This window comes from Ruegeria sp. C9, from assembly GCF_056537585.1.
Map to the genome: position 1 here is coordinate 543590 of NZ_JBQFRU010000003.1, position 25215 is coordinate 568804.

General features: G+C 59.2%; 25 protein-coding genes and 1 riboswitch. Of the genes, 9 read left to right on the plus strand and 16 right to left on the minus strand.

The features are described from left to right. Positions 1-26: 26 nt before the first annotated feature. The 6 genes from cobF to cbiE are packed head-to-tail and all read right to left on the minus strand — an operon-like array spanning position 27 to position 5152. Positions 27-770, minus strand: coding sequence for a precorrin-6A synthase (deacetylating) (gene cobF, locus ACR0NE_RS10945; RefSeq protein WP_170401255.1), 744 nt, complete (start codon positions 768-770; stop codon positions 27-29). Beyond that, entirely contained in the window at positions 763-1491 is a 729-nt protein-coding gene (gene cobA / locus ACR0NE_RS10950; protein WP_170563620.1) for a uroporphyrinogen-III C-methyltransferase, read from the minus strand. The genes cobF and cobA overlap by 8 nt, the downstream gene beginning before the upstream one ends. Then, a complete protein-coding gene (locus tag ACR0NE_RS10955) occupies positions 1488-2810 on the minus strand; it encodes a cobyrinic acid a,c-diamide synthase CobB (RefSeq protein ID WP_480459655.1) in 1323 nt (440 codons plus the stop codon). The genes cobA and ACR0NE_RS10955 overlap by 4 nt, the downstream gene beginning before the upstream one ends. Continuing rightward, complete coding sequence (cobM, locus tag ACR0NE_RS10960) at positions 2797-3591, minus strand: precorrin-4 C(11)-methyltransferase (protein ID WP_170594876.1); 795 nt, start codon at positions 3589-3591, stop codon at positions 2797-2799. Before cobM ends, ACR0NE_RS10955 begins: the two co-directional genes overlap by 14 nt. Beyond that, on the minus strand, positions 3588-3956 hold the full coding sequence (locus ACR0NE_RS10965) for a cobalamin biosynthesis protein (RefSeq protein WP_170401248.1): 369 nt from the start codon (positions 3954-3956) through the stop codon (positions 3588-3590). The genes cobM and ACR0NE_RS10965 overlap by 4 nt, the downstream gene beginning before the upstream one ends. Next, a complete protein-coding gene (gene cbiE / locus ACR0NE_RS10970; protein WP_170594878.1) occupies positions 3953-5152 on the minus strand; it encodes a precorrin-6y C5,15-methyltransferase (decarboxylating) subunit CbiE in 1200 nt (399 codons plus the stop codon). Before cbiE ends, ACR0NE_RS10965 begins: the two co-directional genes overlap by 4 nt. Between cbiE and ACR0NE_RS10975 the strand changes: the two genes are divergently transcribed. Then, entirely contained in the window at positions 5151-5882 is a 732-nt protein-coding gene (locus ACR0NE_RS10975) for a cobalt-precorrin-6A reductase (RefSeq protein WP_170391851.1), read from the plus strand. The two genes, cbiE and ACR0NE_RS10975, sit on opposite strands and share 2 nt — an antisense overlap. On the opposite strand, the gene cobJ is transcribed toward ACR0NE_RS10975, so the two are convergent. The 7 genes from cobJ to ACR0NE_RS11010 are packed head-to-tail and all read right to left on the minus strand — an operon-like array spanning position 5879 to position 13843. Continuing rightward, positions 5879-6637, minus strand: a complete 759-nt coding sequence (gene cobJ, locus ACR0NE_RS10980) for a precorrin-3B C(17)-methyltransferase (protein ID WP_170594880.1) — start codon at positions 6635-6637, stop codon at positions 5879-5881. The genes ACR0NE_RS10975 and cobJ overlap by 4 nt on opposite strands. Then, entirely contained in the window at positions 6634-7362 is a 729-nt protein-coding gene (locus ACR0NE_RS10985) for a precorrin-2 C(20)-methyltransferase (protein ID WP_170391847.1), read from the minus strand. The genes cobJ and ACR0NE_RS10985 overlap by 4 nt, the downstream gene beginning before the upstream one ends. Continuing rightward, positions 7359-7988, minus strand: coding sequence for a precorrin-8X methylmutase (locus ACR0NE_RS10990; RefSeq protein ID WP_170594882.1), 630 nt, complete (start codon positions 7986-7988; stop codon positions 7359-7361). Before ACR0NE_RS10990 ends, ACR0NE_RS10985 begins: the two co-directional genes overlap by 4 nt. Next, positions 7988-9115: a precorrin-3B synthase gene (cobG, locus tag ACR0NE_RS10995; RefSeq protein ID WP_170594884.1), complete on the minus strand. Its 1128-nt coding sequence runs from the start codon at positions 9113-9115 to the stop codon at positions 7988-7990. The genes ACR0NE_RS10990 and cobG overlap by 1 nt, the downstream gene beginning before the upstream one ends. Further along, complete coding sequence (cobN, locus tag ACR0NE_RS11000; protein WP_170594886.1) at positions 9112-12405, minus strand: cobaltochelatase subunit CobN; 3294 nt, start codon at positions 12403-12405, stop codon at positions 9112-9114. Before cobN ends, cobG begins: the two co-directional genes overlap by 4 nt. 5 nt (positions 12406-12410) lie before the next feature. Continuing rightward, positions 12411-13466: a cobalamin biosynthesis protein CobW gene (cobW, locus tag ACR0NE_RS11005; RefSeq protein WP_170420949.1), complete on the minus strand. Its 1056-nt coding sequence runs from the start codon at positions 13464-13466 to the stop codon at positions 12411-12413. Further along, positions 13463-13843 (minus strand): DUF1636 family protein, encoded by a 381-nt coding sequence (locus ACR0NE_RS11010; protein ID WP_170391837.1) that lies wholly within the window; start codon positions 13841-13843, stop codon positions 13463-13465. The genes cobW and ACR0NE_RS11010 overlap by 4 nt, the downstream gene beginning before the upstream one ends. Before the next feature lie 85 nt (positions 13844-13928). Then, positions 13929-14135: riboswitch (cobalamin riboswitch) on the minus strand. Between the two features lie 105 nt (positions 14136-14240). Here ACR0NE_RS11010 and ACR0NE_RS11015 point away from each other — a divergent pair. The 3 genes from ACR0NE_RS11015 (at position 14241) to ACR0NE_RS11025 (ending at position 16953) form a co-directional block, all read left to right on the plus strand. Next, positions 14241-15227: an NAD(P)-dependent oxidoreductase gene (locus ACR0NE_RS11015; protein ID WP_480439222.1), complete on the plus strand. Its 987-nt coding sequence runs from the start codon at positions 14241-14243 to the stop codon at positions 15225-15227. A gap of 114 nt (positions 15228-15341) precedes the next feature. Beyond that, positions 15342-16349 (plus strand): glycosyltransferase family 2 protein, encoded by a 1008-nt coding sequence (locus ACR0NE_RS11020; RefSeq protein ID WP_480459643.1) that lies wholly within the window; start codon positions 15342-15344, stop codon positions 16347-16349. After that, entirely contained in the window at positions 16342-16953 is a 612-nt protein-coding gene (locus ACR0NE_RS11025; RefSeq protein ID WP_170563592.1) for a class I SAM-dependent methyltransferase, read from the plus strand. Before ACR0NE_RS11020 ends, ACR0NE_RS11025 begins: the two co-directional genes overlap by 8 nt. A 124-nt stretch (positions 16954-17077) precedes the next feature. On the opposite strand, the gene ACR0NE_RS11030 is transcribed toward ACR0NE_RS11025, so the two are convergent. The 3 genes from ACR0NE_RS11030 to ACR0NE_RS11040 are packed head-to-tail and all read right to left on the minus strand — an operon-like array spanning position 17078 to position 20080. Then, positions 17078-18076: an ABC transporter substrate-binding protein gene (locus ACR0NE_RS11030; protein ID WP_170512179.1), complete on the minus strand. Its 999-nt coding sequence runs from the start codon at positions 18074-18076 to the stop codon at positions 17078-17080. After that, positions 18055-19422 (minus strand): sensor histidine kinase, encoded by a 1368-nt coding sequence (locus ACR0NE_RS11035; protein ID WP_170391829.1) that lies wholly within the window; start codon positions 19420-19422, stop codon positions 18055-18057. The genes ACR0NE_RS11030 and ACR0NE_RS11035 overlap by 22 nt, the downstream gene beginning before the upstream one ends. Next, positions 19412-20080: a response regulator transcription factor gene (locus tag ACR0NE_RS11040; protein ID WP_170420955.1), complete on the minus strand. Its 669-nt coding sequence runs from the start codon at positions 20078-20080 to the stop codon at positions 19412-19414. Before ACR0NE_RS11040 ends, ACR0NE_RS11035 begins: the two co-directional genes overlap by 11 nt. 108 nt (positions 20081-20188) lie before the next feature. On the opposite strand from ACR0NE_RS11040, the gene ACR0NE_RS11045 reads away from it, so the two are divergent. From ACR0NE_RS11045 to ACR0NE_RS11065, 5 genes are all read left to right on the plus strand, one after another. Continuing rightward, positions 20189-21166, plus strand: a complete 978-nt coding sequence (locus ACR0NE_RS11045; protein WP_170391824.1) for a tripartite tricarboxylate transporter substrate-binding protein — start codon at positions 20189-20191, stop codon at positions 21164-21166. Between the two features lie 66 nt (positions 21167-21232). After that, the gene (locus tag ACR0NE_RS11050) at positions 21233-21715 is read left to right on the plus strand and encodes a tripartite tricarboxylate transporter TctB family protein (protein ID WP_170401217.1); all 483 of its coding nucleotides are present in this window, start codon (positions 21233-21235) and stop codon (positions 21713-21715) included. 1 nt (position 21716) lies between these two features. Beyond that, positions 21717-23228 (plus strand): tripartite tricarboxylate transporter permease, encoded by a 1512-nt coding sequence (locus tag ACR0NE_RS11055; RefSeq protein WP_170391820.1) that lies wholly within the window; start codon positions 21717-21719, stop codon positions 23226-23228. Further along, positions 23218-24405 carry a CoA transferase gene (locus ACR0NE_RS11060; protein ID WP_170594888.1) on the plus strand — a complete coding sequence of 396 codons (1188 nt, stop codon included), beginning with the start codon at positions 23218-23220 and terminating at the stop codon, positions 24403-24405. The genes ACR0NE_RS11055 and ACR0NE_RS11060 overlap by 11 nt, the downstream gene beginning before the upstream one ends. After that, entirely contained in the window at positions 24402-25169 is a 768-nt protein-coding gene (locus ACR0NE_RS11065; RefSeq protein ID WP_170420960.1) for a citryl-CoA lyase, read from the plus strand. The genes ACR0NE_RS11060 and ACR0NE_RS11065 overlap by 4 nt, the downstream gene beginning before the upstream one ends. The last annotated feature ends 46 nt before the right edge of the window (positions 25170-25215 follow it).

Below are 25215 nucleotides of genomic sequence, written 5' to 3' on the forward strand. Positions count from 1 at the left end.
ACGGGGCTCACAATCCTGTGCGCGCGTCAGGCCGCACGTTTCTTCAGCAGATAGATATCCATGATCCAGCCGTGATCAGAACGGGCCTGCGCGCGGGTATCCAGAATGTCTTGCGCCACATCCGCCAATGGGCCTTTGATCAGAATCTCTTCTTTCATGCCCACATATGCCCCCCACCAGATGTCATAATCGGTCATCTTCAGGCTCTGGAACGAGCATTCGCCATCCAGCATTACGGCCACTTTCGACGCCGTTTCAGGCCATCCATCATCGCGGATGCGACGGCCTGTGGTCACGACATAGGGCGCGCCCAGATCATTGATCGGGATCGCATGGGCTGCAGTCAACGCCTGTAACGCTGTGATTCCCGGCATAACCTGGACTCGCGGTTGCGGGTCCAGCCGCGCTGCAATTCTTAGCGAACTGTCATACAGCGACGGATCACCCCAGATCAGCAACGCCACCTTCTGCGCGTCCGGGTAGGCTGAAATCGACTCGTGCCAGCGCAGGGCAATTGCGTCGTGCCATTCATCGACGCCTCGGAGATAACCGTCATCTGCCCGGCGTTTGGGAACGTCGAAATAGGCGATCCGTGCAGGTTTGTCGGTGACCTGCGTGATGATGTCTTCGCGCAAACCGGCCAGATCGGCTTTGTTCTCTCCTTTTCGCGGAATCAGGATCAGGTCCGCTGATCTGATCGCCTTCGCCCCCTGAAAGGTCAGGTGGTCGGGATTACCCGTTCCGATTCCGATCAGGATCAGTTCAAACATCTTCGAACTCTGCCAGCGGGCCATACAGGATCAGGGCCGGGGCGGTTCCAACCTCGGATCGCAGCTTGTCGGACAGGTCTCCGATTGTGGAGCGCTCCAAGGATTGCTCTGGAGTTGAAACAGATTCGGCCATCAATGCAGGCGTCTCCAACGGCAAGCCATGCGCGCTCAGGGCTTCGACCAGCAAGGGAAAAGTGCGCTTGCCCATAAATACGACCGTTGTCGCGCTAGCATCAGCCAGGGCGGGAAGGTTCAGATCGGTCGGCAATTTGCCACTTACGTCATGCCCGGTGACGAATTGAACACGACGTGCAGTCAGGCGTCGGGTCAGAGGAATACCAGCGGCAGCTGCCGCCGCGACGGCAGAGGGGATGCCGGGAATGATCTCATATTTGATGCCGGCTGCCTGCAACGCGACCAGTTCTTCTTCCAGTCGACCGAACAACCCTCCGTCACCGGATTTCAGGCGTACCACCTGCTGACCGGTCTGCGCATACTCCACCAACAATCGGCTGACGTGATCCTGCTTGGGCGAAGGGCGACCGGCGCGTTTGCCAACACCAACCAGATCAGCATCGTCACGCGCATGGGTCAGGATCGGGCCGCTGCTGAGATCATCAAACAGCACCGCATCGGCCTTCTGCATCCGGTCTACGGCCTTGAGCGTTAGTAGCTCCGGATCACCCGGACCGGAGCCAATGAAAGAGACAAAACCGGTCATGCCGAGGCCTCTGCAATAAGATGGAAAAATGTGCCGGTGACATTGCCGCGTCGCGATCCTGTCTGAGGGCCTTCAGCTCCTTCCGCATCGAAGACCCGCGCGAGTGGAGCGTCGGGTTGTTCGATGATCGAGGAATAGTGGAACTCATGTCCGCGCAGGGCGGTACCCGCCGCAAAGCCGGGCATTGGAGCCAAGAGTTCAGCCTTACGATAGCCAAGGTTGAATTTGCGCTTTTGGTATGAGGTTTGCAGACCCAACAACCCTGCCATCTGATGTGGGGCGCCTTCCTTGTCGACCAATACTTCCCCCAATGCCATGTACCCCCCGCATTCACCATGCACAGGTCGCGTTTCCGCGTGTTTGCGCAGCCCGGTCAAGAATGTATCTGCTGCCGCCAATGTTCCTGCGTGCAGCTCGGGATAGCCCCCCGGTAGCCAGACCAGTTCAGCGTCTGCAGCTGGCGCTTCGTTTGCCAGTGGCGAAAAGGGCAGTATTTCTGCACCGGCGCTGCGCCACCCTTCCAGCAGATGCGGGTAGGTAAATGAAAACGCTGCATCACGGGCCAGTGCGATCCGCTGCGCGGGGGGGCGCGGCAGCGCGGCTGACGATGGCCCAGCAGGGCCTGAGGAGGCCGCCCGTTTGATCGCATCCAGATCGACATGTTCACGCAGGAATGCGGCATATCCGGCGATTGCCGTTTCCAGATCCGGATGCTCAACCGCCTGGATCAGGCCTAGATGTCTTTCGGGCAGGGTCAGGTCACCTCGGCGCGGAAGAACGCCCAGAACCGGCAATCCAGCCCGTTCCATGCCCAGCCGCGTCAGCCGCTCATGTCTTGGGCTGGCACAGCGGTTCAGGATCACCCCGGCAAAAGGTAGATCGGGGTTATACATCCGAAAGCCAAGCGCGGTCGCCGCCGCCGATTGCGCCTGTCCTCCGACATCCAGGACCAGAACGACCGGCCATCCCATGCGCAGCGCCGTTTCAGCGCTCGACCCATGCCCCAGCTCTCCGGGTTTGGCGACACCATCAAACAGACCCATCGAGCCCTCGGCCACCACGATATCTGCTCCGGTTGCCTGCTCTGAGATCGCGGTTAGCAGTGGCTCTCCCATCGCCCAGCTATCCAGATTGAACGAGGCACGGCCTGCCGCAGCCCGGTGAAAAGCCGGGTCGATGTAGTCCGGTCCGCTTTTGAACGGTTGTACGGTCAAGCCGTCCTCGGCCAAAGCCCGGAGCAATCCCAGCATGACAGTGGTCTTGCCTGTACCCGACGACGGAGCGGAAATCAGTATTCCGGGGGGGTTAGTCATCACCATGGCTCCAGCTCGACCACGGACTGTCGGCGCTTTGAGGGCGATAGCGGCGGTCATATGTCTTGGAATACAGACAGCTTTCGTCAAACCCTTCACCTGCAAGCGCGGGACCAACCATGATCAGTGCGGTGCGCGAGATGCTGTTGTCCAGCGCCTCCTTCAACGTGGCAAGCGTTGCGCGGATGATCTTCTCATCTGGCCAACTAGCGCGGTAGACCACGGCGACCGGGCAGTCTGTCCCATAGGCAGGTGTCAGGTCGGCGATGACGTTATCCAGATTTCCGATCGAAAGGTGGATAGCCAAAGTCGCACCTGTTTTAGCGAAGTTTTTCAGTGTCTCGCCTTCCGGCATCGAAGACGCACGCCCGGGCGTGCGGGTCAAGACCACTGATTGCGCCAGACCGGGCAGTGTCAGCTCGGTCCCGAGCGCTGCAGCCGCAGCCGCAAACGAGGGTACACCGGGCGTGACGCTGACCGGGACACCCATCTCTTTCAGACGTCTGATTTGCTCACCCATCGCCGACCAGACAGAGAGGTCCCCGGAATGCAGCCGCGCCACGTCCTGTCCAGCTTTATGCGCTGCTTCGATTTCGGCCATGATCTGATCCAGATCCATGGGTGCGGTGTTTATGATCTTCGCGCCTTTGGGGCAGTGGCCCAGAATCTCCTCGGGTACCAATGATCCCGCATAGAGGCACACCGGGCAGGAGGCGATGATATCCCGCCCGCGCAGGGTCAGCAGGTCGGCGGCGCCCGGTCCGGCGCCGATGAAATGAACGGTCATGTCTGTCCTCCGATGGCGACGGCGCAGGTTGCAAGCCGGTCGTCCGAGATTTGTCTGGGTGAAATCAGCCGCGCGCCATGTCCGGCGGCAGCAAGAGCGGATGCTTCGGCCACGCTGCCGGTGCCATATGTGGCGCGACTGCGGGTTGAGCAAGTAAGTGTGCGTTGTTCGGCAAGATCATTTGCCGGAATGAAATGTATCGGCAGCTCAGTTGCTTCTGCAAGCGCGGCAAGTGCGGCGTGTCCGTCCTTGTCCGCAACGGTCGCAAGGGCATCGACAGTTTTTCCTGTCGAGGCAAGCTCGAAAGCGGCACGAAGACTGGCCAGCGTAGCAGAGGATGAGAAACCTAACCCCGCGACGATCATAACGTGAGGCTCCACTGCACCACTGGGTAGGCAGATTTCCAGCCTCGCCGTGGACCAAGCGCAGCTGCCTGCGCCAGTTCGATGCGCAGCAGGTCTCCGCCGAGCTTGTCGTGCCATTCAGCTAGTAACGCTTCGCTTTCCAATGTCACCGCGTTGGCGATCAGCCGCGTGCCGGCCTGAAGATTAGCGTGTAGCCAGTTCAGCAGATCCGCACTCAGACCGCCACCGATGAACACCACATCGGGCCGGTCAAGATCAGCCAACGACTCTGGTGCAGAACCGTGCACAACGCACAACCGATCCTGCCCTAACGTATTGGCATTGCGGCGAATGCGTTCGGCCCGATCAGCACGCGGCTCGATAGTCGTTGCAGTTAGCGTCGGATCGCACATCAGCCATTCGATGCTGATCGAACCGGTGCCGCCGCCAATATCCCACAGATGCTCACCCCGCTGAGGGGCAAGCGCCGACAGGGTTAGCGCGCGAATGGGGCGCTTGGTGATCTGGCCGTCGGTTTCAAAGATGTCATCGGGTTTTCCCGAGGCTTTGGGAAAGGCACGCCCAGTACCCGCGACATCAAGACCGACACAAACCGGATGTTCGAAGGTTCCAAGCAACGCCTCGGTCAGCGACATGCTGCGCGCGCGTTCACGGGGGCCACCGAGCGCTTCCATGACGTGCAGAGTGCAATCGGCAAAATCGGTTTCGCCCAGATAGGTCGCCAGCTCGGCTACGGCTTTGCCATCGCGCAGCAAGAGAATCGCGCGCAGGCCGGGTGCCAAGTGAGGGCGAAGGCGCGTAAGAGGCGCGGCATGTAGCCCGAAGGTCAACATGTTTTCAAGCGGCCAACCAAGCCGCGCAGCAGCAAGCGAAAAGGTCGACTGGCCGGGTAGGGCAATCCATTCGTTCGTTCCGAAATTGCGCGCGATAACGGACCCGGCCCCGAACCAGAACGGATCACCCGAGGCCAGCACAACGGTCTGCCGACCGCGCAATCCGGTCAGAATTGGCAGGCCATCGGCAAATGGGACCGGCCATTCAATCCGTTCCGCCGCGCTGTCTGGGATCAACGACAGGTGGCGTGTCGGACCCATGACAATCTCAGCGCGGTCCAGCACTTGACGGCTTGCAGGGGACAGGCCATCCAGTCCATCTTCGCCCAAACCCAAAACAGTCAGCCACGGAGTTTCAGACATGCCCAACCTCCTGATTCTTGGTGGCACGACCGAGGCGAATGCTCTGGCAAAATCGGTTGCCGATCAAGGCATTCCCGCTACATATTCCTACGCTGGACGTGTCGATAACCCGCGCTCGCAACCCGTGCCGATGCGCGTGGGCGGGTTTGGTGGTGCAGCGGGACTGGCGCGGTACATTCACGAGCACGGCGTCAGCCATGTTGTCGATGCGACTCATCCCTTTGCGGCACAGATGAGCCGAAATGCGGTGGAAGCCTGTGCGGGGGGCGCAACGCCCTTGGCCGCTTTGACGCGACCTGCTTGGGTCGCGCAAGACGGGGACAACTGGCAGCACGTACCGGATATTGAAGGTGCGGTTGAAGCTCTGGCCGGTCCAGCCCGCCGTGTCTTCCTGGCAGTTGGCCGCATGCATCTTCATGACTTCGCAGCCCAACCTCAGCATCACTATCTTTTGCGGCTTGTAGACGATCCGGACGCATTGCCGCTTCCGAAAAGCGATGTGATCGTTTCGCGGGGCCCGTTTTCTGTTGAAGAGGACCGGGCCTTGATGGAACGTCACCATACGCAATTGATTGTATCCAAGAATGCGGGTGGCACCGGCGCGCGGGCCAAACTGGATGCCGCAAGGGCGCTGGGCTTGCCGGTTCTGATGATAGACCGTCCGACCCTGCCGAAACGGACCGAGTTGGCAAATGTCACGCAGGTCTTGGACTGGCTGGCGCATACTTAATCCTTGGCCAGCGTGAATCTCGGGGTGTAGACGATCGGGGCGCTGTTGCGCTCGACTATGCGTGTCAGGGACGAGCCGACGATGACGACGGTCTGCATGTCCGCCATATCTGCCGTGGCTTCTTCCAGAGTTGAAATCCGCAAAGCCTCATCCTCGCGGGATACAGCGCGTGCGAACAGGATCAGGCGTTCCGGCTCACATTCCTCCCGCAGGATTTCCAGCGTTTTTTCAAACCCTTCCGGTCGAGACTTCGAGCGAGGGTTATAGAACGCCATGGCGAAATCGCCCTGCGCGGCAAGTCGGAGGCGCTTTTCGATCAGTGGCCATGGCTTCAGGTTGTCGCTCAGGTTGATGGCGCAGAAATCATGCCCTAACGGTGCCCCAGCGCGGGCCGAAGCCGCCAGCATCGCAGTGATCCCGGGCAACACTTCGATCTGTATGTCGCGCCAGTCATTCGGCCCGTTTTCAAGCGCTTCAAACACCGCTGCGGCCATCGCAAACACGCCGGGATCCCCTGACGAGACTACAACGACGCGCTTACCGTCGGCCGCCATTTGCAAAGCGTGCTGAGAGCGGTCGATCTCGACCCGGTTATCGCTGGCGTGCAGGGTCAACCCCTCTCGCTCGGCCACCCGAGCAACATAAGGGATGTAGCCAACCACGTCCGTCGCTTCTGCCAGCGCGGCAGCGACTTCGGGAGTGACCAGTGCTTCGTTTCCAGGCCCAAGGCCAGCGATCTTGACCCAACCGCTCATGGTCGGCGTCCCTGTCCATGAACCAGAATGATTGAGAAATAGGGCGTGATCCCTTCGCAATTATCAGACAGTTTGCAGACCCGTTGGTTCGGCATCTGAGCGTATTCGACGATCCACGCGCGGTCATACAGCCCGGCCTGTTTCAGCGCGCGCTTTACCTTGTCGAAGTTCCGCCCGATCTTCATGACAACCAGCGCGTCGGTCTGGGTCATGCGTTCAGTCAGAGTATCCTCGGGCAAGGTTCCAACAAGAACCGTGAGGACATCGTCGCCCCAAGTTATCGGGTCACCGGTTGCGGTCCAAGCGCCGGACATGCCGGTTATGGCGGGTACGACTTCGACTTCAGATATGTCTCGTAGTCGATTGTAAAGGTGCATAAATGATCCATAGAAGAACGGATCGCCTTCGCACAGAACCACTACATCCTCACCATTTTCGGTAAGTGATTTCAGATGTGCGGCACAGTCTTCGTAAAACACCGAAAGGAGTTCATTATACCTTGGATCCGTCACCGGGATTTCGGTTGTTACCGGATACTCCATTGGAATCTCGATGGCATCGCCGGGGATCATTCCATTGACGATCTTGCGGGCCTGACCTGTGCGGCCAGGTTTGCGAAAAAACGCCACATGGCGGGCATTGCGCAGCAGGCGGTCCGCACGGACACTCATCAGGTCCGGATCGCCGGGGCCGAGGCCCACGCCGTATATTTTACCCCCGCTCATTCCGTGCGGCTCGCGATAGCATTGATGGCAGCAACTGTGATCGCACTGCCTCCCAAACGGCCTTTGACGATACAGGATGGTACTGGCTGCGCTTCCCACAAGGCATCCTTGGACTCGACCGCTCCGACGAAGCCCACCGGGCAGCCGATAATGGCAGCGGGGCGTGGGCAGTCGGGATCTTCCAACATGTTCAGAAGGTGGAAAAGCGCGGTAGGGGCGTTACCGATCGCGACCAGTGCTCCTTGCAGATGCGGACGCCACAGCTCTAGCGCGGCGGCAGAGCGCGTGTTGCTCATTTCGGCAGCCAGAGGGCGCACGCGCTCGTCATGCAGGGTGCAGATCACTTCGTTATCAGCGGGCAGGCGAAAGCGGGTGACGCCTTCGCTGACCATGCGGGCATCACACAGGATCGGCGCGCCATTTTCCAGCGCGGAACGCGCTGCCGAGACAAAACCGTCCGAGAAATGGACGAACTCTTCCAGCCCGACCATCCCTGCGGCGTGGATCATCCGAACGGCGACCTGTTCTTCATCGGCATCGAACCGGGCCAGATCAGCCTCGGATCGGATGGTGGCAAAGCTCTGCTTGTAGATCGCCGCGCCGTCGGTTTCGTATTCATAGGGCATCAGGTGAAGTCCATGGTCATGAGTGTTTCTTCGGTCAGGCCGCGTTGGCAGGGCTCATCCCCCGCACGGCCTTGTTTGACAAGGTCAAATCGTCCGGAATTGCCAACCAAAGTGACATCGGCCGGACCCATTCGGGCGCATCCCTTGGCGCAGCCCGATACATGCAGGCTGCCTGCAACGCGCGCGGCCAGGGCGCGCGCCACACCGCGGGTTTCGACCTGCGCCTGCGGGCAGTATGGCGCGCCGGGGCAGGCGTCGGTTGTTCTCAGCGGGTCGGTGCCATCTGTGACAAAGTCAAGGGCGGGTATCGCCGCCCCGCCTTCCAACAGGAACAGCCGCCATGGTGTGACCCGCAGGGCAGTGGCGTTGCTGTTTTCGATCAGCAAATGGAGTTGCCGCGCCGGTAGCTGCCCAAAGGCAGCGCCATAGAGTGTCCCCTGCACGCAGGCTCCCGGTTGAAGAGGCACGCCAATGGGGCCGGGCGCGCTGCCTTGCCACTCGTTGGGCAAACCATATGTGGCAACGGTCCGCGCCATGCGGCGGGTCTCGGTTGTGTGGGTTTGCGCAAACCACTTCGCCAACGCGATCACTTGGTCGATGGCTTGAGCTTCCGACACCACTCGCCCGGTTTCGGCCCCGTCCGCGCGCAGGATCAGGCTGCCCGAACCGAGTTCAAGCCGGATATCCGCCGAGTCATCGGCCAATAAACGCTCGGAACCTGTGTCGATGGCAAAGCCGAACTTGGCAGGTAAATCCGGAAGCTCGGCCAGACGCTGGATCAATTCCTGTGTCAGCCGAGCGGTCAGATCACCGGCTTCATAGAGTGGCGAGACCAGAATGTTGCGGCGAATTTCGATTCCGGGTTCGGCGTCCAGCAGGTTCAGCGAGGAAAGCGCGGCCAACAAGGATTGATGGTCGGTTTCCTTTACTCCACGCAGCTGAAGGTTGGCGCGGTTGGTAAGGTCGATCGTGCCATTGCCGAACCGTTCCGCCAATTCGCACAGCCCTATCGCCTGTTGGGCATCCAGGCGCGCCAGCCGAGGGCGCACACGCACGACCAGCCCATCACCGGACATCATCGGGCGATGGGCACCGGGGCACCAGCCCTGCACGATGGGCGCACTCATCCCAACCCCTCCAGGTCGGCGCGGATCGAGTTCCGGCGGGTATGCCATAGCCCTGCCTCCAGCAGTGCCCGGAACCGATCCTGCATGGCCTGATGTGCTTGCGGGTTTGCCTGTTGCAGGAAGGCGTCGACCTCTTCATTGCCCAGCGTGGCGTCGTGGTACAGATCGAACAGATGCGGTGCGACTGTGCCGGACAGATGCGCAAAAGATGCCATATGATCCAGCGTCGCCGCGATTTCAGCGGCACCCCGAAACCCGTGCCGCTGCATTCCGGCAATCCATCCCGGGTTGGCGGCGCGGGCATAGACGACGCGGCTGATTTCCTCGGGCAGGGTGCGGGCGCGCGGGTTGTCCGGGTTGGTATTGTCCAGATGATAAAGCTGCGCAGTACCACCAGTGATTTTCTTGGCGGCAGCAAATCCGGCCTCGTGCGTTGCATAATCATTGGCCAGCAACAAGTCCGTCTCGGTCAGGTCCTGTAGGTGCACAAAGCTGTCGGCGTTGGCGACGCGTTGCGAGATACCGTCCTTATCTTGCGCTATATGCTCGCCTTCCAAAGCGAAGGAACTGGCATCAAGCCAAGCCTCACCCGCTTGCACGCGTGCCTCATCCGTATAGGTTTCGGACAGATGAGTCATGTTCAGACCATAGCTGCCGGGGGCTGGCCCATAGACCCGCGCCGCAGGCTCCTGACCGGCGTAAGGATTCCAGTCGGGTGCTTCATCTCGTTTGGTCAATGCGCGGACAGCCTGACCGTACAGCGCTGAAAGCGTCGGGAACACGTCCCGGAACAGGCCAGAGACGCGCAGTGTTACGTCCAGACGCGGGCGGCTGAGATCGGTGATCGGCAAAACTTCGATGCCCGAGACCCGCTCAGACCCTTTATCCCAAACCGGCTTCACTCCCAGCAGGTGTAGCGCCATGGCGAATTCCTCGCCCGCTGTGCGCATAGTGGCCGAACCCCATAGATCGACGATCAAGCCCTTGGGGTAGTCGCCTTCTTCCTGCATATGCCGCCGAACCAGCTCTTCGGCGAGCTTGACGCCTTGTGTGTAGGCCGCGCGCGTGGGAACCGAGCGTGGGTCGGTCGTATATAGATTCCGCCCGGTCGGCAAAACATCCGTACGCCCGCGATAGGGGGATCCGGACGGCCCGGCCTCGATCCGTTTGCCCGCTAAAGCGTCAATCAGGGCAGAGCGTTCAGCTTGGGCTGAGGGGGCAGCGTCGAATTTGCCCGTCTCATCGGGGACGCGCCCATAGATATGCAGCCCATCACCGAACTGGCTTTCCTTGATGTCGCAGACAAATCGGTCAATGCGCGTGATCGCCTCGGCGGTACAGGTGGCCTGATCGAGGCCAAGATCGCTTTCCAGCCCGATGGCCTGCGCCTCGTCCCGGATATCTTCCTGCAGGCGGTCACGGCGTTTGGGGTCGAGGCCATCCGCATTCGAGAACTCGTCCAACAGCGATTCCAGCCGCACCATGCGATCTGGTGTGCCGCTTTCCTTCATCGGGGGTGGGATATGGCCCAACGTAACCGCCCCGATCCGACGCTTGGCCTGCGCGGCCTCGCCGGGGTCGTTGACTATGAAGGGGTAGATCACCGGCAGATCGCCGATTAACGCCTCGGGCCAACATTCGTTGCACAAGGCGACTGATTTTCCCGGCAACCATTCCAGCGTGCCATGTGCGCCGATATGGATCAGCGCATCCGCGACCAATCCTTTGCGCAGCCACAAGTAAAAGGCGACGTAGGCGTGGCGCGGTGTGCGCGACAGATCGTGATAGTCGTCATCGCGCAGTTCGGGTGTGCCGCGCTCGGGCTGCAGCGCGATCAGAGCCTTTCCGCGACGCAGCGCAGTGAAGTGGAACGCGCCATTTGTGAAAGCAGGGTCGTCTTCGGGAGTGCCCCAAACCTTATTGAGATCGGCGCGGAGTGTTTCCGGCAGCGCCGCCAGCGCCGCCTGATAATCCTCTAGCGGCCATGAAATCCGGGCATCAAGAAGAGTTTCAGCAATCGGCTCGGTAGGCGCGGTGTCATACCCTTCGCCTTGCAGATCGAGCAACATTGCCTCAGCCGAGGCCAGCGCATCCAGACCCACTGCATGTGCCATCTGCCAGTCTTTGCCGGGATAGGTCGATAGTACCAGCGCCGGAACCTGCTCCGCTTTGGGTTTGTCGTGAAGGTTCAGCCAGCCGGAGACGCGGTTGATGATGGCTTCGATCCGTTCGGGTTCAGCCCGATGAGCGAAGCGAGAATACTCGAGATGCGGGTCGCGTTTGCCCGGCTCTTTGAAGGATACGATGCCCGCGTTGATCCGCCCGTCCACTTCCGGAAGGACCACATGCATGGCAAGATCAGCTGGTGAAAGGCCACGTTCCGCTTCGGCCCACGCTTTGCGGCGTGAGGTGGCCAGCGCCACCTGAAAGACCGGCACCTCTGCCACATCGAGAGGTGAGGTGCCTGATGCGCCCTTGCCTGAGAATGAGGTGGCGTTGACGATCGCCGAAGGCTTCAGCGCTACAATAGTCTCGCGCAGCCAATCGGCGGCATTTGGTGCTTTGAGCGACGGGGCAAACAGGCCGACGGCCTCAAAACCTCGCGCGCGCAAGCTGCGGATCAGCGCTGCGATTGGGGCTGTGTCCGCCGAGGTCAGATAAGCACGATAGAAGGTTACGATGATACGTTTCGCATCACCGGGCAGAGCGTTTTCTGCAGGGATCACGCCGTGATCTGGGCACCAGGCACCGCATTCGGGGATGGTCTTGGCGCCCATGACCGGACCTGCATACAACCCCGCAGCCAGTGCCATCTGCGCCAGAGCGGCCTGCGCCGCGACCTCACCGCCGGTGTCGCACAGATGCGCCAGCCGCCGCAGGGTCGAGACAGGCAGGGTAGAGTAATCATCCAGCCGCGTATCCTCGCGACCGTCTGCGGGCAGTACGGCCAGTGCAATCCCTTTGGCCTGCGCCAGCGCCAGAACCTGCTGCAAGCCGTAGGCCCAATAGGGCACTCCACCGATCAGACGGATCAGGATGCCCTTTGCGCCCTCCAGTGTCTGCTCGACATAGGTGTCGACTGAGAGGGGATGCTTCAGCGCCGTCAGATTGGCCAGCCGCATCGTTGGCATGCGTCCTTCAGGCCCACCTCCACGATGCCATCCCGCCGCGAAAGCGCCAAGGTCACTGTCGGAAAAGGACAGCACCACCAGGTCCGCCGGGCTTTGGCCCAGATCGGTCGGGGTCTCGGTTTCTTCGAGCCCATGGCTTTCGCGGAAGACGACGTGCATAAGTCTTACTCGGCAGCCTCGGTTACACCCACGAGGATATCGCGGATCTCGGCCTCTTTGATATCGTCATGCTCGGCAATGACCACAAGGCGCGAGCGACGGTCTTCGCCGGGCTCCCACGGGCGGTCATATTGGTGACGCACGCGCGCACCGACGGCCTGAACCAGTAGGCGCATGGGCTTGCCCTGAACGGCGGCATAGCCTTTGACGCGCAGGATATTCAACTCGTTGGCCAATCGCTCAATCTTGGCGACCAGATCAATCGGATCGGTTTGCTCGGGCAGTTCAACGATGATGCTTTCGAAATCGTCATGCTCGTGATCGTGATGGCCGTCGTGATGGCTGGGACGCGCGTCCATGTCATCCTCGGCCGCGGCTTCTAGACCCAGTACGACGCGGACGTCCACGGCACCCTCGGCCACTTCGACAACGGGCATGGGGCGGGGCGCTTCGGCGGCGATGATCTCTTTCGCTTTCGCAACGCCTTCCGGGCCAGCCAGATCGGGCTTGGTCAGCAGAATGATGTCGGCGCAGGAAATCTGATCCTCGAACACCTCGGACAAGGGAGTTTCATGATCAATCGAGTCATCTGCCATGCGTTGCGCATCCACCGCCTCGACATTCGGAGCGAACCGACCAGCGGCCACGGCCTCGGCATCGGCCAGAGCAATCACGCCATCGACGGTGATTTTCGAGCGGATATCGGGCCAGTCGAACGCCTTCAGCAGCGGTTTTGGCAGGGCAAGACCGGAGGTTTCGATCAGGATGTGATCGGGGCGCGGCTCTAGTGCCATCAGGGCTTCAATGGTCGGGATGAAATCATCGGCCACGGTGCAGCAGATGCAACCATTGGCCAGTTCCATGATGTTTTCCGCCGGGCAATCAGGAATGGCGCAGGACTTCAGGATATCGCCATCGACGCCGACATCGCCGAATTCGTTGACGACCACCGCCAGACGCTTGCCCTGCGGGTTCTGCATCAGATGGCGCACCAGTGTGGTTTTGCCCGAGCCCAAAAAGCCGGTGATCACAGTGACGGGGAGTTTCTCGAGATTGCTCATTTCAGGGCTCCAATCGGGGGAATGCGGGCCGCACAGTTTTTGCGGAAATGTTCGGGACGTTCGCGCCATTTGACCAAACCGTCCTCGGTGGCGAGGTATTTGGCTGCGCCTTCGACGATGGTTTCGACATGGTCGATCTCGTTCAGATGCTCATACACGAAAGTCCAGCGATCCGGTCCTCCGCGTAGCACGATCGAGCAGCCTTCATCGCAATTCGACAGGCATTCCACAGCTTTCAAGGTAATGCCTTCGGGCAGGCCCGCCTGTTCAAGCGCCTTGTGCAGCAACGTGCCGGGGCGCTGGGCGTCATCCTCGACAGGCAGCCCGCGACGGCAGGTAGTGCAAACCAGCAGTTCGACCGGTGCGGTCTCGGTCATGTCTCTCATCCCCCCAAATCCTCTTCGTGGGGGACGGGGTTTCATGCGGGCCGATCACAGCCCCACACCGGAACACCCCGTCCGGTTTCATCTTCGGGCGTTGGCAGGTCTCCCGGCTTGCGGATGTCAGAGGAGGCCTCTGTCGGATGTCCCGCCTTCCCGGCCATACTGCCAGTGGCTTTGGGCACCCTCTCCGGTCACGGTCGCGGGGGCGGCTGCGTTTGACGGCAAAAACCGCTGACGCATTCCCTTTTCATCTGCTCTCGCAGACACCAACGAAAGGGACATGCGGCAGGGCAGGGTTGCTTGTCAAGCGAGTCGCGCCGATCCGTGAAAAAGCGGATAAAAAGCGACCTGTCGGGGTCGCTGGGCGGCATGATACTTCTGCAACGACGTGCTGGCATGGCAGCAAGATGCGAACAGGAGGATACCGCGCATGAAAGTAGGGTTTATCGGGCTGGGGAATGTAGGGGGCAAGCTATCTGGATCGCTGCTACGAAACGGTATCGATCTGACGGTTCATGACCTGAACCCGGATCTGGTGACCGAATTCGTCGCCAAGGGTGCCAAAGCCGCCAAAAGCCCGGCGCAACTGATGCGCGATTGCGATGCTGTTATAACCTGTTTGCCTTCTCCTGCGGCCTCGGATGCGGTGATGCAGGAAATGTTGCCAGAGGTCGGCCCTGGCAAAATCTGGATGGAAATGTCGACCACCGACGAAGCCGAAGTCAAACGCCTTGGCGCAATGGTCATCGAACGAGGCGGCGCAGCGGTGGATTGCCCGGTTTCGGGCGGATGTCACCGGGCAGCGACGGGTAATATCTCGATCTTCGCAGGCTGTGATCGTGAGACTTTTGAACGTATCCTGCCATTCCTGACCACCATGGGGCGGCGCATTTTGCACACGGGCGATCTGGGCTCGGCCTCTGTTCTGAAGGTGTTGACCAATTATCTGGCGACCGCCAACCTGATCACCTGCGCCGAGGCATTGGTGACAGCCAAGGCCGCCGGCATGGACCTTGGAACCACCTATGAGGCGATCAAGATATCGTCAGGCACATCCTTCGTGCACGAGACCGAAAGTCAGGTCATCCTGAACGGCTCGCGCGATATTTCCTTCACCATGGACCTGGTGAAAAAAGATATCGGTCTGTTTCAGGAGGTCGCCGACCGTGCCGGAGTTCCCCTTGAGATAAACCCATTGATGATCAAGATTTTCGAAGATGGCATCGCGCGATATGGTGAGCGTGAACTGTCCCCGAACATCATCAGGCGGCTAGAGGACGCGACCGGACTGGAGATCCAGGCGCCAGGGTTTCCAACCGAGATGCTGGACGACGAGCCAGAAGAACCGGGTTATGAGGTGATCCCGCAGAATCGGTAGATCAAATAATCGGCAAGTGTTGCGGCTGTCTGGCGACCTGGTTGGACAAAATTCTGGGGCTATTCTAAACAGATCAACAGGAGTCCGACACCGGCACAGGCAAGAGAATAACTTATGACGAATGAGACCTTTCTCATCGTAACAACGATGAAAAACGAAGGGCCTTTCATGATCGATTGGGTGGCCTACAACCACGCAATCGGTTTTGATGACATTCTGATTTATACCAATGATTGCGCTGATGGTACTGATGCCATGGGCGAACGGCTGCAAGTGCTTGGCTGGGCTCACCACGAGCGAAACAGACTGGGTCCGCGCGCCGCGCCGCAGGTTCGTGCATTTTCGCTTGCGCGGAATCACCCAAGCTATCTGTCATCGGATTGGATTCTCAGTTTGGATGTGGACGAGTATATCAATATCCGTTTGCCCAATAGTGATATAAGAAGCCTCGTTGAGGCCAGCGGCGTGGCGGACGCGATCTCGATCTGCTGGCGCATGTTCGGAAATGCGGGTCAGAACGATTTCGTTGATCGACCTGTACCTGAGACTTTCTTTCTGGCCGCCACCGAAGACAGCTATCCGCATCACCGGACCAAAGGGTTCAAAACGCTGTTCCGCAACAATGGGAAATTCAGCCGTTTTCGCGCCCATCGTCCCAGGATCAATCCAGAAGATGCACCGAACCCTGACGCGCCATACGAAGGGGTGTTGTGGCGGGATTCGGGCGGGAACCTCTACCCAGCAGACCAAGTGAAATGGAAAGCATGGCGTGGTTTCAGCCATGAATTCGCGCGCATTCATCATTATGCTGTGCGCAGCACTGATAGCTTTTTGGTCAAGCGCGACCGTGGGCGCACCAATCATGTGGGGCAGGACCAAGGGCTCAAATACTGGCTCATGATGAACCACAACGATGTTGAGGATCGCTCAATTCTGGAACACATGCCGGCTATGCACGACATCAAATCTGAGATGATGGCAGATCCGCAATTGGCAGACCTCCATCACCAAGCATGTGAGTGGCACAGGTCGAAAGCCGAAGAATTGAGAGCCAGACCGGATTGGGTTGATCTGGTTGAAGCGTTGCAAAATTCCTCAACCGGAGAAGACGTCTATGGGTGAAGCTGTATCTGCTGAGGATCGCCGCAAGAAGCAAGCTGAGCAGCGCGAGCGGAAGGATTCCCTGCGGCGCGAAATGCTCAAGACCATGCCGCATGGACGGCTGAGCGTTGAAATTGGCGTTTGGAAGGGCGAATTTTCGCGGATTCTGCTGGAAGAGCTGCAGCCCTCGAAATTGTGCCTCATCGATCCCTGGCAAGTACAGCAAGACCCAGATGGCGGTGCTTCGCTTGCCGGAGCGCGCACGCAGAAGGATATGGATCGAATATACGAGGCAGTAACGGGTAAATACAGCACCGAGATCGCCAAGGGGCAAATTTCGATCATTCGCGACTATTCGCGACCGGCGCTAAGCCTGTTTGAAGATCAGAGCATCGGGTTTGCCTATTTGGACGGCGACCATTCCTACGAGGGCGTAAAAACGGATCTGGATGCTTTGCTGCCCAAGATGATCGAAGGCGGCGTAATCATGCTTGACGATTATCACAGGCGAGGGTGGTGGAAAGATGACGTGATGCGTGCGTTCCACGAATTCCTCGGGGCACATTCTGCGGGGCTGCGGCTCAAGGCCATCATGGGGGCGCAAGTGGCCGTCGAGAAACTTTGAGCCGAGATCATTTTTCTGATTATAGATTCGAGCGAAGTAACCTGGGCTGGCTGATGTCTTCCAGCGTCAACAGTGTTAAGCAACAAGTTCAGCGATGAGGGATAGGGTTGATGTCTAAGTCCGATCATCTTTGAATAGCGGCACTTTCCCAGGCAGACAGGAACTTTCTGCGCTTCAGCGTATCGAGGAACGTCAACAGCGCAGGGTCCAGCGCAATCGCTGCGCTTTCGGTCGTGGAGTCCTGCGTGTCCAGAAGTGGCAGTGCTGCCATTGATTCCGGATTCAGCGTGGTCAGGTGCCGGACAAAGGTTTCCGCTTCCTCCGGCAAGCGGCTTTTGCCAGTTACCATGGCGGTTCGCATCATCGTCGTCTGAAAATCCGAAGGCAGAATGATCTGAAGGGCATCCTTTCCTTCTGTTCGTACCGCCGCATAACTGCCAAGCACGTTGTAGGCCACCGCGATTGTACCATCCGCCAGGTCGTTAATCATGTCGCCCGAACAACAATACAGCCGCACATCCAGGCCGCCCAAAACCTCCATCAAGCGCCAATAGGTTTCCGAGGCGCGGGCGTCCTGCGTGGCGAACAAATAGCCCAATCCCGACTGGCGCACGTCATAAGTACCGACTTTGCCCCGAAAATCATCCGGGCGGGCGCGCAGCGCTTCGATCAGTTCCTGCCGCGTTTGCGGCATTGGTTGCCCTTCGAACGCGGTGCGGTTGACAACGATGGTTGCGGGTTCCGAAGTGAAGGCGAACAGGCTTTGATGCCATTGCGCCCAAGGGGGGTGCGGAAGATCGTTAAGCGCCAGCGCATATCCGTCATTCGCGAGCTTCAGTTGCAGGTCCATCGCGCTGGAAACGACAACGTCGAACGCTTCTGGCGTGGCTCGGACGCGTCGGTCGATATCGGCCGTGCCGGTCACCAGATATTCGACCGATATCGCTGGATTCTGGGCGACGAAATCCTCGATCAGCGGCGCAAACAGGGCGGTATCGGTGCTGGAAATGACCCGCAGTCGGGGGCCGTCGGCACTTTCGTTGAATATTTGTCGGTCTTCCCAATCCTGAGCCCCTGCGCCGCTGGCGAACAGGCATAGGATCAGAGTGACAAGATAACGCATGCGCCGCCCTCCGCTTTGTTTGACAGTACCAGCGTGCCACCATGGGCGACCGCGACGTCCTGGGCAATGGTTAGCCCGAGGCCCGATCCGATGGTTCCTGCCGCGTTCTGACCACGTTCGAAACGTCTTGTGAGCGTTTCGATTTCATCGGGCGGAAAGCCTGGCCCCTGGTCGCTGACCGTGATCCGGGCTGTGGGTGATCCTGCGACATCGATGACTACGGTACTGTCCGCTGGCGCATATTTAAGCGCATTGTCTACCATGTTCCGCACCGCATTTTGGATGAGGATGGGGTCGCCCGAATACATGACCTGCGGATCGCCGGTCAAAGCAAGCGAAAGGTCCTTCATTTCGGCTATGGGCGTCAAGCGCTGGACAAGCTCACGGATCAGAGTCACCAGATCGATATCCTCGCGCTCCAGATGGTCGGCGCGGAATGTGATCATGGCGTGATCCAGTAGTTGCCCCGCGGCCCGAGAGCTTTCGTCGATGGCGCGCATCATTGATCGCAACGCCTCGCGGTTGTCTTCTCTCTCGACCCGTTGCAGCGTCGCCTCGGCATAAGACCTGACCGTTGCCAGCGGGGTGCGGACCCTATGGGCGGCCTCGGCGATAAAGTCCTCGGATTGGCTGAGAGACTGGTCCAGGCGTCCCATCAGCGAATTCAGCGATGACACCAAAGGCGCCATTTCACGCGGTACTGGTTTTTTGAATGGGCTGAGATCTTGCGGTCCCCGACGGGTGACGGATGTCGTTAATCTGTCGAGCTGGCCGATGGTGGCCGAACTCACCCAGAAGGACAATACGGCCGCAAGCACAAAGAACCCCAATCCCAAAAGGCCGGCATTGCGTGAGATTTGATCCAGCGTCTCCGACAGCGCATCTTGGGTCTGTCCCAAGGCCACTTCGATTTCTGTCTGATTTCCCAGCCCAACCAGTGTGCGGCTGGCACTGACCTGACGAACGTTTTCACCGCGCACTTCACCGAAGCGAAAGGTCCATTTTCCATCAGCGGGTCCTTGAGTTGGGGTCAGGTCTTCGTAGCCGGACAGGAACTCGCCATCCTGAAAGATCGCATAAAACACCCGGTCGTCCGACGGCGTGCTCAGCATTGAAAAGGCAGCATAGGGGATATCGACTTCAAGCTCGCCTCCGCGCAGCGCCGCGGCGTCGAGGATCGAGGTGACTGAGGCACCCAGAATGTTGTCCTGACCTTGCTGGGCAACCTGAACTGCATAGTCGCGGACAGCAAAGAACAGCACAAGGGCCAGAATCGCGGCACCGCCGATTAGCGTTAGCGCAAGACGGTTTCGCAGTGATCCGGAAACGTTTGGATTAGTTGCCATGATCCAGCCTGTAACCCAAACCGCGCAGCGTTGTGATCCTGAGGTCAGATTTTTCCAGATGCTTGCGCAGTCGGCCGACATAGACCTCGATGGCATTGTCCGAAACATTGTCGTCGTAGGAGAACAACCGGTCCGCCAGCTTCTGCTTAGAAAACACCTGACCGGGGGCGTTGATCAGCAGTTCCAACAAGCGCAGTTCGCGGTTGCGAAGCGAGACGATATCGTCGCCCACCGTCAAATGACCTGCAACCGGATCAAAGACGACGCCGCCAATTTCAATCGTCGTTTTGGTCTTGCCGGATTTGCGTCTCAGCACTGCGCGGCAGCGCGCCTCAAGTTCGGCATGGTCGAAGGGCTTGGTGACATAATCGTCCGCCCCAAGATCGAGTGAGCCGATTCGATCCGACACTTGACTGCGGGCGGTCAGAACGATGACAGGTGTGTCCAGATGGCTGGCGCGATGCCGTTTGAGGAAATCGCGCCCGTCCCCGTCGGGAAGCATGATGTCCAGCAGGATCAGGTCATACTCATCGATTTCAACAAAGGCCACAGCATCTTCTATTTTCTCTGCGTGATCAACCACATGCCCGTCCAGTCGCATGCGCGAACTTATGGCATTGGCGAGGTCCAGATTGTCTTCGACCAAGAGGAATTTCATCGGGATCCAATAGTAATTTCACCCATGACAGGTTGATGTCAGGTTGATGTGTTTAGGTTTCGAATAATCTGAGCCGCACTGCGGCCGGTTGTCAAACGGGAGGAATTCATGACGACAATCAAACTGGGCCGTCGCGCCCTGATCGCGGCTGTGACCGCTATTGGTCTGGCTGGACCGACTTTCGCTGAAGAGGTCGTAGATAGCATCCACTTTCTGATCCCCGGTGGCGCAGGAGGCGGCTGGGACGGCACGGCCCGTGGCACTGGTGAGGCGCTGACGAATGCGGGTCTCGTGGGAACTGCATCCTACGAAAACATGTCGGGCGGCGGCGGTGGTAAAGCCATCGGATATCTGATCGAAAACGCCGACAGCAACCACGGCACGCTCATGGTCAACTCGACCCCGATCGTGATCCGCTCTCTGACCGGAGTGTTCCCGCACAATTTCCGCGACCTGACACTGGTCTCGGGCACGATCGGTGATTACGCGGCGATTGTTGTGGGCAAAGACAGCCCCATCAATTCAATGGCGGACCTGCTAGCCGCGTATGACGCCGATCCAAGTACAACGGCCATCGGCGGCGGTTCTGTGCCGGGTGGGATGGACCATCTGGTCGCGGCGATGGTTATGGAAGCGGCAGGCAAGGACGCTTTGGGCGTGAAGTACATCCCCTATGATGCAGGTGGCAAAGCGATGGCCGCACTTCTGTCCGGTGAGATTGCCGCGCTGTCGACCGGTTTCTCGGAGGCTGTCGATCTGGCGAATGCGGGTGAGGTGAAGATCATTGGCGTCACCGCGGAAGAGCGCGTGGATGCAGCCCCTGATGCGCAGACCATGAAAGAGCAGGGCATCGACACAACTTTCGTGAACTGGCGTGGCTTCTTTGCTGCTCCTGGCCTGCCCGAGGACAAGCTGGTCGCTTATCAAGAAGCCATCGCCAAGATGTATGACACACCTGAATGGGAAGAGGTCCGCGCCCGTAACGGTTGGGTGAACATCCACAACTCGGGTGCTGATTTCCAATCGTTCCTGGAACAGCAGGAAAAGCAGATCGGCGATCTGATGAAAAAGTTGGGTTTCCTGTAAGGATACCTCGGGCAGAGCGGGCAACCGCTCTGCCTCAACCAACAATAAATCAAAGGAGGGGGAAACATGGCGCTGGATCGCTGGATCGCGCTCGTTTTGCTGGGCATATGCCTGACATATGGCTACACCGCCTGGTTCACGATGGATGGCAGTCTGCCCCCCTTCATGCAGCGCAACCCTATTTGGCCGAGCACCTTTCCCAAGGTGCTGTCGATTTTGGGGATAATTGCCACAACGATTATTCTGTTGGGCTTTGAAAAGGCTGAGCCCAAAGAGGCTGATATCGATTATCGGAGGCTGGGCGAATATCACCTGGGCCAGGCGCTGCTGTTACTGGCTTTGATGGTTGCCTATGCGCTGTGCCTGCGTCCGGTTGGATTTCTGATCTCGACATCCGGGTTCCTGATCCTCGGTTCTTTCATTCTGGGCGAACGCAAATGGCACGTCATGCTGCCGGTTGCCGTAATCGCTACAGGTTCAGTCTGGTACCTCGTGCAAGAGGTTCTTGGCATCTACATGCGACCCTTGCCGGGCGTTTTCGGAGGCTGACATGCTTGAAGGATTGTTGATCGGCCTACAAACGGCATTCTCCATCCAAAACTTGTTGATGGTCATAGCGGGCTGTCTGATTGGTACATTCATCGGCATGCTGCCCGGTCTTGGGCCGATGTCGATCATCGCCATTATGATTCCGGTCGCCATTTCGATGGGCGATCCGTCCGCCGCATTGATCCTGCTTGCCGGTGTCTATTACGGCGCGATCTTTGGTGGCTCGACATCTTCCATTCTTCTGAACGCGCCGGGGGTCGCGGGAACCGTGGCCTCAAGCTTCGACGGCTATCCGATGGCTCGTCAGGGCAAAGCCGGGAAGGCGCTCACAGTTGCCGCTATCGCCAGTTTCGCCGGGGGTACGATAGGCGCGCTACTGCTGATGGTCTTTGCGCCTGCATTATCCTCGGTCGCACTGCTGTTCCACTCGGCTGAGTACTTTGCCTTGATGGTAGTGGGTCTATCCGCCATCGCCGCCTTTGCGGGAACCGGGCAGGTGGCCAAGGCAATTGTCATGACCATTCTCGGGCTGATCATGGCCACTGTCGGCGAGGGCGCGCTGTTCAACTTGCCGCGTTTCACGATGGGGATCATGGATCTGCAGTCCGGCTTTGGTTTCATCACGCTTGCAATGGCGATGTTTGCCCTGCCCGAAGCGCTGTTTTTGGTTCTCAAACCCAAGGACCTGCAAGGCGACGAAGGCGAAATCAAGGACCTGCGCATCACAGGATCCGAGGCAAAGGCCATCGCTCCGGTGGTTGGTCGCCAATCTGTGCAGGGTTTCTTTATCGGTGTGCTTCCGGGGGCAGGGGCAACGATTGCCAGTTTCCTTGGCTATGCGGTTGAACGCAATATTGCCCCGAAAGAAGAGCAGGAGGAGTTCGGCAAAGGCTCGATCAAAGGTCTGGCAGCACCCGAGACAGCTAACAATGCTGCCTGTACCGGTTCCTTTGTTCCGTTGCTGACGCTCGGCATTCCAGGTTCCGGAACTACGGCCATTTTGTTGGGCGCCCTGATCGCGCTGAATGTGACACCGGGTCCGCGCCTGATGATCGACGAGCCACAGGTATTCTGGGCTGTCATCATGTCGATGTTCATTGGCAATCTGGTGCTGCTGATCCTGAACCTGCCGTTGATCCCCTATATCGCCAAGGTGCTTGCAGTACCGCGCAACTATCTGATCCCGTTCATTTTGTTCTTCACCCTCATGGGGGCCTATATCGGGCAGAACAATGCCACGGAACTGCTGATATTGGTCGGCTTCGGCGTCTGCGCCACAGCACTGAAATTTGCCGATTACCCTCTGGCACCGCTGCTGATCGGTTTCATCCTTGGCGGCATGATGGAGGATAACTTCGCCCGTTCCATGCAGCTGTATGACGGCATCGCCTTTATCTGGGAACGTCCGATGACGCTGGGCCTGTTGGTGATTGCCCTCCTTCTGGTGCTGTTGCCCAGTTACCGCGCACGTCGCGCCAAGGCGCGAGCGGCAGGCGTGGCCGATGGCGACTGAGCCACTTTCAGGCATCCGGGTTCTTGACCTGACTAATGTCCTGGCCGGGCCGTATTGTTGCTACCAACTGGCCCTGATGGGGGCCGAAGTGATCAAGGTCGAACGCCCCGGCAGCGGAGATCTGGCCCGTGTGCTGGGGGCGGATCCTGATCGGAACAAGGCCGGCATGGGCATCAGCTTTCTGGCGCAGAATGCAGACAAGAAATCCGTGACTTTGGATATGAAGGCTGATCGGGGAAAGGCTCTGCTCAAGCGGCTGGTCAAGACTGCCGATGTGCTGGTCGAGAACTTCCGGCCCGGCGTGATGGACCGGCTTGGGCTGGGGTATCAGGTTCTGCGCGCCGAGAACCCCAGACTGATTTATTGTGCCATCAGCGGGTTTGGTCAGGATGGACCACGCCGGGATGACCCGGCCTATGACCAGATCGTGCAGGGGATCAGCGGTGTCATGTCAATCACAGGTGCGTCAGATACCGCGCCTTACCGAGTCGGCTATCCTCTGGCAGATACCGTCGGCGGGATGACGGCGGCCTTTGCCATAAGCGCGGCCTTGAATGCCAACCCGCGCGGGGCATTCCTTGATGTCGCAATGAACGAGGCGGTGGTTTCGACCATGGGGTGGGTGGTGTCCAACTATCTGGTCGGTGGCGTGACTCCTGCGCCGCATGGGAACGAAAACACAACCTCGGCCCCGTCCGGAACTTTCGCCACATCCGACAACCCTATAAATATCGCCGCCAATCGCGACGAACAATGGCATGCGCTCGCCCAACATCTGGGCCGCGCCGACCTTTTGACGCATCCGGACTACCTAACCCGCGAGGATCGCAAGACCAACCGGCATGAATTGCGTCAAGAGCTGGAACGCACGCTTTCTACCCGTCCATCCAGTGATTGGGTCCAAGAGTTGAATGCGTTGGGTGTACCGGCCGGGCCGGTTATGACGGTGCCGCAGGCTTTGTCCGACGATCAACTCTCAGGTCGCGGGCTGATTGGAACTCTGTCGGCGCACGGAGAGAGGTTACGCCTTGCGGGCAGCCCAGTGGTCATTGATGGCGCACGCTGCATGCCACGATCCGCACCACCGGATCTTGGGGCCGACAACCTCTCGATTTGGGCCGAGCTTGGACTGTCGGACGCAGAGATCGAAACGTTGCGACATGAGAGGGTGATATGAGCGATGTTGCCGATTGGTGGCGCACCGCCATCATCGATATGGAGCCCGGGCGCATTGAACTGCGTGGCCAGCCGATTCAAGACCTGATCGGCAATCTGGGTTTCGCTGAAATGATTTGGTTGATGGTGCGGGGTGACAGACCGACACCTGCGCAGGCTCGATTGTTCGAGGCCGCTTTGGTCGCCGCCGTGGATCACGGCCCGCAAGCCCCCTCGATCGCGGCTGCACGAATGGCGGTGACCTGCGGGCTGTCTCTTAACAACGCGATGGCGAGTGCTGTTAACATGCTGGGTGACATCCATGGTGGTGCCGGCGAGCAGGCGATGGAGCTTTATCACTTTGTAGACGCCCATGCCGAAGGCCCAGAACAGGCATTGGACGACTGGATCGCCGAACGCGGGAAGATACTGCCGGGTTTCGGGCATCGGTTCCATACACCGACGGACCCGCGCGCACCCCGGCTGATGGCCCTGGTTGCTGATGCAGTCGAACAGGACGCCTGCGAAGGTCGGTTCATGAAAGTCGGGCAAGCCGTGGAAACCGACCTGATGCGCCGGAAAGGCAAGCCGGTGCCGATGAATATCGATGGTGTCACGGCAGTGATCTATGCAGAGCTAGGCTTTGCCCCGCCATTGGCACGAGGCTTATTTTGCCTTTCGCGGTCGGTCGGCATTCTGGCCCATGCCTGGGAGCAGACCCAGCAAGGCGGACGCAACAAAGGCCCTACGCCACCCCACTACCGCTGGACTTATCTAGGCGATTGAAGTTGAGGTATGCCGCCTGTCGTTCCTCATGGCTTCGGATTCCTTT